General features: G+C 68.9%; 10 protein-coding genes and 1 pseudogene. 4 read left to right on the top strand and 7 right to left on the bottom strand.

Annotated elements, in window-relative coordinates:
• Positions 1-165 precede the first annotated feature (165 nt).
• The gene (locus AB0J16_RS06220) at positions 166-582 is read right to left on the bottom strand and encodes a hypothetical protein (RefSeq protein WP_358535227.1); all 417 of its coding nucleotides are present in this window, start codon (positions 580-582) and stop codon (positions 166-168) included.
• A gap of 342 nt (positions 583-924) precedes the next feature.
• Here AB0J16_RS06220 and AB0J16_RS06225 point away from each other — a divergent pair.
• From AB0J16_RS06225 to AB0J16_RS06235, 3 genes and pseudogenes are all read left to right on the top strand, one after another.
• Positions 925-969: pseudogene (locus AB0J16_RS06225) on the top strand (hypothetical protein); the annotation flags it as partial.
• A 118-nt stretch (positions 970-1,087) separates the two neighbouring features.
• On the top strand, positions 1,088-1,552 hold the full coding sequence (locus tag AB0J16_RS06230) for a hypothetical protein (RefSeq protein WP_358535229.1): 465 nt from the start codon (positions 1,088-1,090) through the stop codon (positions 1,550-1,552).
• A gap of 36 nt (positions 1,553-1,588) precedes the next feature.
• Complete coding sequence (locus AB0J16_RS06235; RefSeq protein WP_358536131.1) at positions 1,589-1,687, top strand: hypothetical protein; 99 nt, start codon at positions 1,589-1,591, stop codon at positions 1,685-1,687.
• A gap of 148 nt (positions 1,688-1,835) precedes the next feature.
• Here the strand turns inward: AB0J16_RS06235 and AB0J16_RS06240 are convergent, their stop codons facing one another.
• From AB0J16_RS06240 to AB0J16_RS06265, 6 genes are all read right to left on the bottom strand, one after another.
• A complete protein-coding gene (locus tag AB0J16_RS06240) occupies positions 1,836-2,417 on the bottom strand; it encodes a hypothetical protein (RefSeq protein WP_358535231.1) in 582 nt (193 codons plus the stop codon).
• The gene (locus AB0J16_RS06245; RefSeq protein WP_358535233.1) at positions 2,414-3,124 is read right to left on the bottom strand and encodes a hypothetical protein; all 711 of its coding nucleotides are present in this window, start codon (positions 3,122-3,124) and stop codon (positions 2,414-2,416) included. The genes AB0J16_RS06240 and AB0J16_RS06245 overlap by 4 nt, the downstream gene beginning before the upstream one ends.
• Positions 3,121-4,158: a DUF916 domain-containing protein gene (locus tag AB0J16_RS06250; RefSeq protein ID WP_358535235.1), complete on the bottom strand. Its 1,038-nt coding sequence runs from the start codon at positions 4,156-4,158 to the stop codon at positions 3,121-3,123. Before AB0J16_RS06250 ends, AB0J16_RS06245 begins: the two co-directional genes overlap by 4 nt.
• A 97-nt stretch (positions 4,159-4,255) precedes the next feature.
• Positions 4,256-4,891, bottom strand: coding sequence for a hypothetical protein (locus AB0J16_RS06255; RefSeq protein ID WP_358535237.1), 636 nt, complete (start codon positions 4,889-4,891; stop codon positions 4,256-4,258).
• Between the two features lie 72 nt (positions 4,892-4,963).
• The gene (locus tag AB0J16_RS06260) at positions 4,964-10,165 is read right to left on the bottom strand and encodes a ThuA domain-containing protein (protein ID WP_358535239.1); all 5,202 of its coding nucleotides are present in this window, start codon (positions 10,163-10,165) and stop codon (positions 4,964-4,966) included.
• A gap of 209 nt (positions 10,166-10,374) precedes the next feature.
• Positions 10,375-11,652, bottom strand: a complete 1,278-nt coding sequence (locus AB0J16_RS06265; protein WP_358535241.1) for an ROK family transcriptional regulator — start codon at positions 11,650-11,652, stop codon at positions 10,375-10,377.
• Between the two features lie 243 nt (positions 11,653-11,895).
• On the opposite strand from AB0J16_RS06265, the gene AB0J16_RS06270 reads away from it, so the two are divergent.
• Positions 11,896-13,215, top strand: coding sequence for an ROK family transcriptional regulator (locus AB0J16_RS06270; RefSeq protein WP_358535243.1), 1,320 nt, complete (start codon positions 11,896-11,898; stop codon positions 13,213-13,215).
• Positions 13,216-13,548: the final 333 nt, after the last annotated feature.

Raw genomic sequence — 13,548 nt, forward strand, 5'->3', positions numbered from 1 at the left:
CCTGCGCGGTCAAAGCCGGAACCTGCTCACCGGAACGGGGACGAAGGGACACAGACCACCTCGGGGAAGTAGTGATCGACTTCACGGCCCGAAAGTCTGTCGGTGGCCAACCCGTCATTCACCGTGACTCGCCGACGATTCCCAAGATTCCCGACAGAGTCAAGCTTAGATTGTGCGGGTGAGGTACTTGCAGACCGGGTCGGTGGCGTACTTCGTGTCGAAGACGGTTCCGCCGTGCACGTAGACCGCGTCCCCGAGCGGCCTGCGAAACGAGATGTTCATGGAGCCGGACTTCGAGACGTCGTTCATCTTGAAGACCTTGAGCAGGCTGTCCGGGCTGCCTTTCTTCCAGAACTCGAAGTAGACGTCGTTGTTGCTGCCAACGTCGCCGACGATCTTCCAGGTGAGCTTCGTGAAGAAGTGCTGGCCTCCGGCGTTGCCGTACGTGACTGACGCCGCGAGTTGGAAGTCGCCCTTGCTGCAGCGTCCGCTGAGGACGGAGGAAGCCGAGGCTGGAGTGGCCGAGAGTGAGAGGGCCAGGCCCAGGGCGCCGACGATGGCCGCTGTTCGCATAATTTTCATGTCGCCAGATCTTAGAGATCGGCGGTATATCGGAAGTATGCCGCTAAGAGAGCATCTGATCTTCTTGCGTCATGATCTGTCCGTATCGGGGCGGCGGTTCGGTCGTTGATCTTCACATGGCTTCTCGGCGCGCCGACTTGTCCGATGCCCGGTGGGTGTTGATCGAACTGACCCTGACGGCATGGCGGGCGGCCCGGCGCGGGCCGGGTACGGCGACTTTCTCCACGTCGATACGGTGTTCCTCAAGCGCCTGTACGTGTTGTTCGTCATGGAGATCGAAACGCGGCGCGCTCGCCACTAGCGAACGCGTTCGCAGAGCGGTTCGTCGGCACGCTCCGGCGCGAATGCCTCGATCGCCTTCTGGTCCATGGTGAGCGGCACCTGCGACAGATTCTGGCCGGGTACGAGCGCCACTACAACCAGCACCGGCTGCATCAGGCACTGGCACTACGCCAACTGCCTCTCCTGGTGGCCGGAGCTCGCGCACGCTACGCGAAGCCTCCACATGGCCATGACCTGGACAGGTGTAATTATCGGCAGTCGCAGTGTCGGCGACCGAACCACCTACAACGACACGTTCGCGCCTTCCAGCACGCGCATGAAGGCACGCGACCATCCAGGCAGGTCCGGCCAGCCACGACAGGAGAGCACCATCCAAGTCACGCCGACGTCGTCGCGGTCGAGCCGACCCAGCGATGCTGGCGATCTGCGCCGCGCGCTGCGGGCCATCCATGCCCTGCCGGGTAGCGCCGAGACGATGCCCCTGCCGGACGCGTCCGTCGATGCGGTGCACGCCGGCCTGGCCGACGAGATCAGCGCCCGCTTCCGGCGGCTGTGCGAGCAGTCCGGTTTCGCGGAGAACTTTGATGCGCCCACCGGCGAGGGCCTGCGCGACCGCGCCTACACCTGGACGGCCAGCGCCTACCTCATCCTCGCTGCCGCTCACGAGCAGCGCGGGCAGTGGCTTTGACACGGCTGATGCGAAGGGTGGGATCAGGGCTGGTGCCTGGACGCGGCCAACAACGGCACCGGTAAGGGCACTCGACTCCAGCTCTACCCCTGCTGGGGCGGCAACAACCAGAAGTGGACCTGGAACCGAGGCTGAGCGCCTATCCAGAAGTTCTGCGCGTAACCGGTGACAAGGGCCGCGCCAGGGGTGGGAACGAGGTTGCTCAGCCCAACTCTCCGGCCCCGGCGAGGTCCTGGTCGGTTGCGCCCTCCTGTTGTATTCGTCAATCCCTGGCCGGCCGAATTCAGCGCCGGACGCCCATGCGGTGCCGCCAGGCGAGGGCGATCCAGGCCGCGAGGGCGACGAGCGCCACGAGGACGATGATGCCGATCTTGAGAGGAGTCCCCATCGCACCTTGGTCGTCCATCACGGTCGCCGGCGCGGCGGCCTTGTTCCGCGCGGGCGCCGTCGCCTGGCCCGTTGCGGGGGCGGTCGCCGCCACGGGTGGGGCGGCGATAACGCCCGCCTTCACCTTCACCGTCGCTTTCGCCTTGGAGGGCTCGGTCGCGGTCACGGTGACCCGCCACTCGCCGCTCGGCAGCGGCTCGGCGGAGTGGTAGAGGTTCTGGCCCTCGGGCGCCGACCTGAGCGGCACCGGCCCGAAGGAACGGCCGTCTGCCGAGGTCGCCTTCAGCGTGGCCTCGACGATCTCCGTTACGGGATGGCCGTCCTTTTTGTAGGTGACCAGCACGTTGACGTTGTCGGCGCCGTCTCCCGTCACCTCCAGATTGATCGGCCCGCCGTGGGCGGAGGCCGCCGGTGCGCCGAGCACCAGCATGAGCCCGGCCAGCAGGACGGTGAGGACGTATGCCGGTACCTTGTTCACGAGTCGTGACTCCCCTCGGGTTCGGTGTCGGGGGTGAGCGCCCCTTCGCCGGGTGATGTCGGTAGGAACACATGCTGGTGGCCGTAGCCCGCGTCGATGTTCACGGCGTCGAGAGCGGTGGCTCCGATCGACCAGGTGAAGAGCGCGTCGGCGCGTTGCCGTACGGCCAGATCCATGGCGGCGGCGCGGGCCGGTCCTGTCAAACCCCGCGCGGCCGCGTAGGTGTCGACGGTCGTGGCGATCTGCCGTACGGCGGAGGCGAGACTCGACCGCGCCACGTTGGTGGCGGTCTCACCGGACGGCGGGTCGGCGAAGCCGCCGGCGGCCGCGGTGGCCGCCTTCTGCCAGTTCCCGACGTCGGCGGCGGTCACCGCAACAGGCCCCGCGACTCCGTCGCCGGGCATGGCCCGGCCCAGCCCGTCGAGCACGGGGACGAGCCGGGCCCGCGTGGTGCGGGCCAGCTCCGTCAGGGTCTTGATCTGCGTCTTGTCCCGGAGGGCGGACTCGGTACGGAGCCGGTCCGCCATCCGCTCAATCGAGTTCGGCCGGGTCAGCGCGAACACCACACCGCCGGCGACGATCGCGCCGAGCGCGAACGCGAGGGCGAGGGCGAGCACATGGGCCCACGTTGCACCCTGTGCGGGGGCCGGTTGCCTGGGTCGGTTGATGGTCGCCACCTCCTGAGGGCGGATGTCGATGGCGCTCACGCCTCCTGAGGCGTGCCTTTGCTGTGGAGCGTGATCAGCTTCTCGATGCGCTTGCGGCGCCAGGCGGCGCCCAGCCGGATGGCGAAAGGGGCGAGGACAAGGAGGACGAGGAGGGCGAGCTGCGGCCACGGCAGGGCCCAGACCGTGGTGTCGATCGCCATCCGCTGGGCGGTGACGCCCGGGATCGGCTTGCCCGCGGGCGAGGGGATCACCGTGACCGTCGTGCCGATGGGACCCAGCGGCCAGGCGCCGGGCACTCGTGCGACGAACGTGCGGCTGCCGCCCGGCATGAGCTCCCTGGCCTTGGCCGCGGACGGGTCACTCCAGTTGTTCTCGCCTACGAACGTGGACGTCAGGACCCGGTTGTCCGCGACCAGCCGCACGTTGCCGACGTTGGCCACGGTGTAGGTCACCTCGACGGATCCGGCGGCGAAGGGATTCCACGATCCCGTGTACTCGGCTTGCACGTCGGTTACTGCCACCTTGGCCGCATAGTCACCGGTGACGCGGATGTTCAGGCGGACGCCCACCCGGTTCTGGACCCGTACCTGGCCGGAGACGGTCTCCAGGGACGCGGTCACACCTGCGGGGTGATCGCCCGGCGTCGCGTTCTGGGGGATCGACACTGTCACCGGCACTACGGAGGTGGCCCCGGCGGCGATGGTCACCTTCTCGGGAACCGCTATCCAGGAGCCGCCGTCGGTCGGTTTCGCGTCCGAGGGCCGCATGTCGAAGTAGCCCTTGGAGGTCAGGTAGCCGTCGTTGGCGTCGATCGCGAAGTCGACCGGCTGAGTGGAGCGGTTGATGACCGCCACATGCTCGACCACCTGCTGCCCGCCGGCGAGTTCGAGGTCGATGACGCTGCGGCCGTCAGGACCGTCGGCGTTGGCCGGAACGGCCGACCAGGTGGTGTCGGCGTCGGACGGGGTCGCGAACGCGACCGTGGTGACCAGGACGGCGACCAGCAGGGCAACGCCGACAGCGGGTAAGACGGCGAGGCGGGCGAGGGCGCCTCGCGAACGGCTTGTGGTCAACAGAGGTGTCTCCAGTCTCATCGTGGGCGTCCGGGACCTGCGCCAGGAGGCGCAGGTCCCGGACGCCCACAGCGGGCGATGGCGTCCTGCCTTCGGTTCAGGACTGGTTGAAGAGGGAGAGCGTCAGAGTCGAGTGGTACTCGCCGGCGGCGACGTCGGCGGGAGTGCGCAGCGCGAGGCCGGCGTTGACCTGCCAGGTGCCGATCTCGTCGGCGGAGTTCGCCGTCGACACCAGCAGCTCCTGCCCCTTCAGACCGACGGTGGGCGCGCCCGAGCCGTCTGAGATGACGCTGGAGACGGGCTCACCGGCCGCCACCGCCCCGGAGGAGGAGTCGCTCAGCATGCGCGGCCGCCAGCCCAGGTACTGCGGGCCGATGGGCGGCACCGAACCGCTCGTCGCAGTGAACTCGCTGGCCTGGCCGACGACCGCCCAGAACTCACCGGCGGGGATCTCCTCGGGCCGGCGGGTGTCGGTCACCGTGACCGTCGGCAGGGTGCCGACGAACTGACGGGCGGTGGCGTTGGACCCGTCCTCCTTCAGGGACACTCCGCCGTTGTCGGCGACGGTCATGGACACCTGACCGGGAGTGGTGTTGGGCTCGATCGTCACCGACACGTCGATGCCGTTGTCAGGGTCGTCGTCCGCCAGCGCGGGACCGGCCACGCCGACGCCGGCGAGCGCGACACCGAGCACCGCAGCGGCGAGCAGCTGCGTGGTCCTGTTGATCTTCATGTGATCGCTCCATTGATGGGGGGCGGGGCCGGCCGGCCGATCGGCCGGCCGACCCCGGTTCTGCTATGGCGGTCAGCGGCAGCTGAGCGCCGGGTAGGCGGCGTCGTAGGACGAGGTGATCTCCTTGCCGCCGATCGTCGCGGTCCCCTTCACGGTCGCCGTGCCCGCGTCGACCTGCCCGGCCCGGCTGTTGAAGGACTGGTAAGCCTGCTTGCCCGGGGCCACGCCGGCCACGGTCTTCGTACCGAACGGGGTGGTCAGCGTCACCGTGGCCGGCACATCGGAGTTGTTGACGGCCGTGACCGCCACGTACGCCGAGGTGCCGATGCAGCGGGACGTGGCGGTGACCGTCAGCTTGACCTGCGGCGCGGTCGCCGAGATCGTCAGCGTCAGCGTCTTGGCCTCTTCGACGTTGCCCGCCTTGTCCGCCGAGCGGTACTTCAGCTCGTGCTGCCCGTCGCCGGTCACGGTGACCGGTGCGGTGTAGGCGGTCCAGTCGCCGCCGTCGAGCTGGTACTCGGTCTTGTCGACCCCGCTGCCGCCGTCCTCGTCGGCGGCCTTGAGCGTGACCGACACCGGACCGATGAACGTGCCGCCCACCGGCGGCTCCGGATCGGTCGTCGCCGTCGTCACCGGCGCGGTCTTGTCCTGGTTCGAGCCTCCCTTGGCCAGGTGGAAGTAGTCGAACGTGACCGTCTTCGACGCCGACTGGCTGGTGCCGATGGTGTACACGCCGACCTTCGCGCCGGTGGCCACCGCGGAGTTCTCCACCGGCGCGGAGAGATCCGTCCAGGCCTGGCCGTCGGAGGAGTAGGAGCCGGTGAAGGTGGTGCCCACCTTCTTCAGCCGCAGCCACCACACGCCGCTGGTGAGGTTGTTCACCTGCGGCTGCGGGTTCTGCACGGTGCCGCCGACCTCGCTGCGCAGCTCGATGCTCCGGGCCACCGTCGAGCCTGCCGAGTTGGTGGTGAGGAAGTCGAGCTTCACGTAGTCGTCGTCGCCGGTGTACACCATCAGGCCGCCCTGCTGGTACTGCTCGCTGAGGGCCGAGGCGTCCACCTTGGTCTCCAGCGTCCAGTCGCCGCTCGGGGCCGGCTGCAGGATGAAGTTCTTCGGGCCGCTGTTGCCGGTCCCGTAGATGTCACCCGTCGTGGTGTCCAGCGCCAGCTTGCCGTCGCTCACGCGCGCCGCCGTGGCGTCGGGGCGCACGATCGCGCTCCAGCGGCAGGTGTCGAGCGCGGTGCCGTCGAACTCATCGGCCGGGTCCGGCCCGGTCGCCTTGTCGTCCGGCGTGATGTGGAACCAGTCGAAGGACGCGTCCACGACCGGGTGGTTGGCCCCGGCCAGCGAGATCAGGCCGATCTTCGGGTTGGCGATTCCGGCCAGCGCCTTGGTCTGCGGCATCGCGGTGAACGTGGTGCCGTCCGAGGAGTAGTGGGCGGTGATGTTGGTGCCGTCGCTGACGAACCGCACGTACACCGTGTCGGGGTAGGAGTCCCCGAGGTTGGCCGTGTTGCTCTGCGACACCTCGTTCGGGGCGGCGTTCTCCTCCCGGATGAACTGGAAGATGCGGCTGGCGTGGTTGGAGCCCGAGGTCGACCGCGCCTGGAGCACCATCTTGGCGTAGTTGTCGTCATCGCCGTAGATGATCAGGCCCGCCTGCTGGTACGCGTCACGCGCGTTCAGCGTGAGCTTGGCGGTGGCGGTCCAGGCACCCGACGGCGCCGGCTGCACGACGATGTTCGAGGTGTTGCCGCCCGTGCTGTAGATGTCGGTGGTCGAGGTCGGGATCACGAGCTTGCCGTCCGCGACCTTGAGGTCCTGGTTCTCCCGGATGACCGACCAGCGGTCACGGCTGAGCTGGCTGCCCAGGAAGTCGTCAGAACGGCCGGTGAAGCACACCGTGGCCGCCGCGTCCACCTTGACCGGGACCTGGGCGGTGGCCGACGCGCCCTTGTCGTCGGTTACGGTCACCATGGCCGTGTAGCTGCCCGGCGCGGTGTAGGTGTAGCTCGCCTCGGCCGTGGTGGGCTCCGGCGCGCCGTTCACCCCGAAGTTCCACTTGTAGGTGATCGGGTCGCCTTCGGGGTCGGTGGCCGTCGCCTTGAAGTCGACCTTCAGCGGGGCGACGCCCGTCGCCGGGGTCGCCGTCGCGGTCACGGCCGGATGCTGGTTGTCCGTGGCACCCTTGCCGACAAAGTCGACCCAGTTGACGTTGGCCAGGTAGGTGTCGTTGGCCGCGCTCGCCGGCTTGCGCACGACGAAGTACAGCGGTCCGCTTTCTGTCGGTGGGTTGGTCAGGTTGAGTGTGACGTCGGTGAACGTCTGCCAGCCGCCGGTGGGCGCTACGTCGACCGAGCCGACCAGCGTGCCGGTCTCGGGGTTGCCCGCCCGGACCTGCACGGTCCCGCCGGTGCCGCCCGAGGAGGCCCGGAGCCGGATCGCGGTGACGTTCGACAGGTTCACCGGGTCGAACGACCACCAGTCGCCGTCCTGGACGAACGCGATGTGCTGGTTGCCGCCCTGGGTGTCGGTCGTGGTCTCCGCCTGGACGCCCGCGGCGTCGGTGCCCTTGCCGTCGGCCACCCGGCCGGTCTGCGCGAAGTGCTCGGCCTGCTTGCGCTTGGGCTCCAGGATGATCTGGCCCCGCCCGGTCAGCGGCTTGGCGCCGTTGGCGCCCCCGTCGGTGTAGCTGGCCTCGATGGCGTAGAAGAGGTTGTCGTACTCGCCGTGGCCCGCCTGCTGGGTCTGCAGGGTGCCTTCACAGCCCTTGAGCTGGTCGAGCGGGTGGCCGTGGCTGTCGTGGCCGAGGATCGCCTGGATCTGGACCTTGTCGCAGTCGATCGTGCCGTCCTCGGCGTCGGTGACGGTGACCTTGAACTTCACCTGGTCGCCGAACTCGAAGAAGGCGCCGTTCGGCGGGACGTCCACCTTGACGACGGGACGGATGTTGCCCGCGCTGACCGTCACGCTGGCGGTGGCGGTCTTGCCGTCAGGGGTCCTGACGGTCAGGACCACGCTGTAGTCGCCCCCCTTCTCGTAGGTGAAGGTGGGGTTGGGGTCGGTGGAATCGGTGTCACCGTCGCCGTCGAGGTCCCAGGCGTAGGTGAGTGCCTTGTCCTCCGGGTCACGGCTGCCCTCGCTGGAGAACTTGACGGTCAGCGGCAGGGGCCCATCGGTCTTGTCCGCCGCGGCACGGGCGATCGGCGGGCGGGTGCCCTTGGTGTACACGATGCGGTAGACGCCGGAGTCGGCGTTGTCGCCGCCGAAGCCGGAGCCCCACTCGATCATGTACAGCGCGCCGTCGGGGCCGAACTTCATGTCCATCGGCTTCTTGAACGACAGGGAGCCGAGGATCGGGTTCATCTCGACGAGCTTGGTGCCGTTCTCGTCGAGCTGGAACGACCACACCTTGTTGTTGTTCCACTCGCCGAAGACGGCCTTGCCGTCCCAGTACGCCGGCCACTTCACGTCCGACTGCAGGTTCGGGTCGGAGCGGTAGACCGGGCCGCCCATCGGCGCGCCACCGCTCAGCTCCGGGAAGTTCTGCGCGTCGGCTGCGTAGTGGTACCAGATCGTCGCCGGGATCACCGCCGGCAGGCTGGTCAGGCCGTCGTTGTTCGGCGAGTCGTTGACCGGCGCGGCGCAGTTGAACGGCGACCCCGACTGCTTGGTGGCGAAGTTGTAGTCGACGTACGGGGTGTTGTTGCCGACGCAGTACGGCCAGCCGTAGTTGCCCGGCTTGGAGATGAGGTTCCACTCGACCGTGTTCTGCGGGCCCCGGGTGGAGCTCGCCGAGTTGGCGTCGGGGCCGTACTCGCCGAGCATGATGTTGCCCGTCTTGGGGTCGAGACCCATGCGGAACGGGTTGCGGAAGCCCATGCCGTAGATCTCCGGCTTGGTCTTCGCCGTGCCCGCCGCGAACAGGTTGCCGGACGGGACAGTGTAGGTGCCGTCGGTCTCCGGGTGGATCCGCAGCAGCTTGCCGCTCAGGCTGTTGGTGTTGCCCGCGGTGCGCTGGGAGTCCCAGCTGGCGCGGCCGGACTGCTCGTCGAGCGGCGCGTAGCCATCGGAGGCGAACGGGTTGGTGTTGTCGCCCGTGGCCAGCCACAGATTGCCGGTCTTGGGGTCCATCACCATGCCGCCGCCGTGGTGGCAGCACTCGGCCCGCTGCACCGGGACGTCGAGGATCTTCTTCTCGCTCGTCAGGTCCACGCTGTCACCGGTGACGGTGAACCTGCTCAGCCGGTCGACGTTTGTCCCGGTGGGCGAGTAGTAGAGGTACGCCCAGTGGTTGGAGTCGAAGGCGGGGTCGAGTGCCAGCCCGAGCAGGCCGCTCTCGTTGGCGGTGAAGACGTTCAGCTTCGCCGCCGTCACCGTGCCGCCGGCAGGCTTGATGATCTTGACCTCGCCGAGCCGGTCGACGTAGAAGACCCGGCCGTCCTTGGCGATGTCCACCATCATGGGGTTCGAGGTGTTGTCGTCGAGCGTGACCTTCTCGAAGCTGGCGCTCTGCGAGGCCGAGCAGTCGGCCTTGACCGCGCCGGCGGCGGTCTGGATGCCGCCGAGCAGCAGCTTCAGGAAGTTGGGCTCGCTGTAGTTCTCCTTGAGGTGGCCGAGCCCGGTGTACCACGAACGGCCGCCGTCGAAGTCCTGGCACCATGTGTTCGGGTGGTCGGCGCCCATCGTGGCGCCGGTGTAGGACTTCTCGTCCATCGACGTCAGCACGTGGACCGTGCCACGCGGGTTCGCCTGGTAGTCGTACCACTCGTCGGTCCGGGTCCAGGTCGTCGGCAGGTCCTTGGTCGACGGGTGGGCCGGGTCCTCGACCTTGACCGTGGCCTGCTGGATCGCCGGGTGCTGCTTGAAGTAGGCCCCGACGAGCTTGCCGTACCAGGCCCAGTTGTAGCCGCTGTCGGCGGCGGCGTGGACGCCCGCGAAGCCGCCGCCCCGCTGGATGTAGCGCTGGAAGGCGTCCTTCTGCTCCTGTGTGCCCAGCGGGTCACCGGTCGTGGACATGAAGACCACGGCCTGGTACTTCGCCAGGTTCTCGTCCGTGAACAGGGTGCTGTCCTCGGTCGTGTCGACCGCGAAGTTGTTCTCCTGGCCGAGCTTCTGCACGGCCGCGATGCCCTCGGGGATGGAGTCGTGCCGGAAGCCGGTCGTCTTCGAGAAGACGAGCACCTTGAAAGCGGGCTCAGCCGCCGTGGCGGCCTCGGCGCTCACCGGCGCCGCGAGGAGCGTGATGAGAGGGACGATGAGGGTTAAGGCCATCGTGGTCGCGGTTCGACGCCTCGGGCGTCGTCCGCCTTCTGGCAGGGCCGCGTTGAACAGCCTGGCCCACGTTCGATGACGTGGTGACATGAAGAACCCTTCCTGACTGGGGGGATGTCAGCAAGGCGCGCGCCGCCGCGCTTGTTGCCACTTGGTGGTAGCGGATGTTGCGGTTGCTGGAGGGTGCCGTCTCCAGGTCTGTGGGGCCGTCAGTACGGTGCCGGCCTGGGCGAATCCATGATCGTCGTCGGATCGTCGATGATGTGGTTGACCACCATGCTCGCCGCGCCGCGGGAGGCGGCGCCGAAGCCGAGCGTGGAGGCGACGAATCGGCAGTGGGCGGCGGGAGCGGCCACCACGAGCCGTTGCAGCTGATCTTGTGCGTGTGGAAGCAGCCACTGGGCCAGTGAGGCGAAATAGCCTCCGATGACGATCACTCGCGGGTTGAACAGGTTGGCCAGGATCGAGCCACCGAGCCCGAGCCACTCGCCGACCTGTGCCACCGCCATCGTCATCCGCCGGTCGCCGGAGGCCAGGCCCCTGGCGATATCGGCCACCCGTTCGCCGGGGTCGGGCACCGGCATGCCGGGCAACCCGTACGCCTGCTCGGGCATGGCCGCACGTACGAGCGCGGCCAGGCCGACCTTGGTCTCCCAGCAGCCGATGCGGCCACAGCCGCATCGGTCGCCGTTAGGGTCGACCCGCAGATGTCCGACCTCGCCGGAGAATCCGTCCGCTCCGCGCAGAAGTTCGCCGCCTGAGATGATGCCGCCGCCCACGCCCACCTCTCCGGTGAGATAGACCAGGTGGGGCGTGCCGGCGGCGACGCCGGAGGTGTATTCGGCCAGGGCGGCGAGGTTCGCGTCGTTGTCCACCCACACCGGCACGCTCCGCGGGCCGAGTATGGAGCTCAGCTGTTCGGCCAGGGGCAGGTCGCGCCAGTGGAGGTTCGGCGCGAGTGTCACGACGCCGCGTGTCACGTCCACGAGTCCGGGGACGGCCACCGCGATGCCGATCGGGACCGCCCCGGCTCGCCGCATCGCCTCCACAGCCTCCTTGGCCACGAGCCCGAGCCGGCGCACGGCGCTGTCCGGGCCGCTGCCCATCGCGTCGTGGACCACCCGGCGCTCCACCAGGCCCCGGCCGCTGAGGTCGGTGCCGTGGACCGCGATGTAGTCGACGTTGATCTCCATGCCCAGGGCGCCGACGTGCGCGCCGTGCAGCGCCACCGCACGTCTGGGCCGCCCGATCGCCCCGACGTGCTTGACACCGACCTCCCGCACCAGCCGCCGTTCCAGGAGCTCGGCCATGAGGTTGGAGACGGTGGCCCGATGCAGTCCGGTCGCCTGGGCGATGTCGGCGCGGGACAGGGATGCGTGCTCACGCAGCTCGCGCAGCACCAGCGAGAGGTTCGCCCGGCGCAGCGTGGCGGGACCCGCCGGCGGAGCGCCGCCCGGGGCGCGGGTGAAGGGCGGCCTGTACGTCACCCGCACCACCTGCCCTTTGTTTGTCTCCGAGATCAATTAATCAGGAGTTGTAACACGGCGATGTCGGACCGTGCACCCCTCAAGTCCGTAACGAGTTGGCATCGCTCACATCTGTGCACTTCAGCCACTTTTCTCGCTCTGGTTACCGGAACGTTACGGAAGGTGCGAACGATTTAACACTTGTGTCCTCGGGGTATCGCTGCCTTTAATTCGGCTAGTCATCCGAACTAATCGAGGAGGAGCGTGGACCACAGCCGACCCGACGGCCACGTGACCGACTCGATGAGTCGCGGCGGGTCCGCGGGAGTTCCCGCGGACCAGGCCACCGTGCGCCGTTCCAACCTCGCCCTCGTGCTGCGTCACGTGAGCGCGTGCGGCCCGTGCACCCGATCGGCCGTCGCAGCGGCGACCGGGCTGAACAAGGCGACCGTCACCAGTCTGGTGAGCGAGTTGCAGGCGCGCGGACTGGTCAAGGAGACGGGGCCGCAGCACGCGGGTTCCGTCGGCCGCCCGGGTGTCGCGCTCGTCCTGGACGGCTCCCGCGTCGGCGCCCTCGGCATGGAAGTCAACGTCGACTACATCGCCGCGATCGCCACCGACCTGGCCGGCAGAGTGATCGTTGACCGGCGCATCGGTTTCGACGCCATGGGCTCCGGCCCGGAACGCTCACTGGACGAGCTGGCCCGTATGGCCGAGATGATCGTCGACGACCTCGACCGGCTCGGGGTCACCCCGGCCGGGATCACCGTGGCCGTCCCCGGCCTGATCGACACCACCGGCACCGTCGTCGTCGCCCCGAACCTCGGCTGGCGCGGGGTGGCGGTGGCGGAGCGGCTGTCCCACGCGAACATCGCGGGGCACATCCCCATCACGGTGGACAACGACGCCAACCTCGCCGCCCTGGCCGAGTACACCTCAGGCGTCGCGGCGGGCACCTCCGACCTGGTCTACCTCACAGGCGAGGTGGGTGTCGGCGGCGGCGTCATCTCCGGCGGGCGGCTGCTGGGCGGAGCGGACGGTTTCGCGGGGGAGGTCGGCCACGTCATGGTCGACGCGTCCGGTGAACTGTGCCGCTGCGGCCGTGTCGGCTGCTGGGAGACCAAAGTCGGGCTGGCCGCGCTGGTCCGCATGGCCACACCTGATCGTGCGTACAGCATGGGCCCGCAGATCGTCCGTGACCCGGAGGAGCGGCTGGCCGAGATCGAGCAGCGGCGAGCCGAAGGAGATCCCCGCGTCGACGTCGCCGTCGCGGAGGTGGGCCGGTGGCTCGGGATCGGGACGGCCATGCTGGTCAATCTCTTCAACCCACGGGTGATCGTGCTGGGCGGGTACTTCGCGCGACTCGCCGACCTGCTCATCCCCGCGGCGCAGCAGACGCTGGCATGCCTGGGCATGAGCAGCGCCGTCGAGCGCTGCCGGTTCGCCGCCTCAGACCTCGGCTTCGGCGCCGCCTCACGCGGAGCGGCCGGAGTCGTCGTCGAACGGGCACTCTACGACCCCACAAGCGTCAAGATCCTAACGCCCTCAGCCATCGGGATGATCGAGGGAACCCCGATGGCCTGATTGCCACACCCCCTGACCCGCGTGTCCGCCACCCGGCCCCGACCTGCCGCCTACCCCTGAACAACTCGTCCGCTTGACCCGTCCTGTCCCGCACCGCCTCGGCACACCCGCTCATCCCGCGTGCCGCGGCCATGGGGCATGCGGTCAAGCGGACGGAACCCCCTGCGCCCTTTCCCCACCGTGCCCTCTTCCCACCCAGAACGTCCCGCCCGCCTGATCGGCCGCCCGGAGCCGCACCGGCATCGTTGACGCCGACCTCGGTGCCGTCGCGGCGGTGCCTACCGGCGCCGTCAGGCGGGCGGGGCCATCAGGCGAGCACGGCCACACCGTAAC

Origin of the sequence: Nonomuraea sp. NPDC049750, from assembly GCF_040659625.1 — a bacterium.
Classification (GTDB): domain Bacteria; phylum Actinomycetota; class Actinomycetes; order Streptosporangiales; family Streptosporangiaceae; genus Nonomuraea.

Excerpts from the sequence above, each read along its gene's own strand:
- AB0J16_RS06220 (WP_358535227.1), bottom strand. The coding sequence starts at position 582 with ATGAAAATTATGCGAACAGCGGCCATCGTCGGCGCCCTGGGCCTGGCC.
- AB0J16_RS06230 (WP_358535229.1), top strand. The coding sequence starts at position 1,088 with ATGGCCATGACCTGGACAGGTGTAATTATCGGCAGTCGCAGTGTCGGC.
- AB0J16_RS06255 (WP_358535237.1), bottom strand. The coding sequence starts at position 4,891 with ATGAAGATCAACAGGACCACGCAGCTGCTCGCCGCTGCGGTGCTCGGT.
- AB0J16_RS06260 (WP_358535239.1), bottom strand. The coding sequence starts at position 10,165 with ATGGCCTTAACCCTCATCGTCCCTCTCATCACGCTCCTCGCGGCGCCG.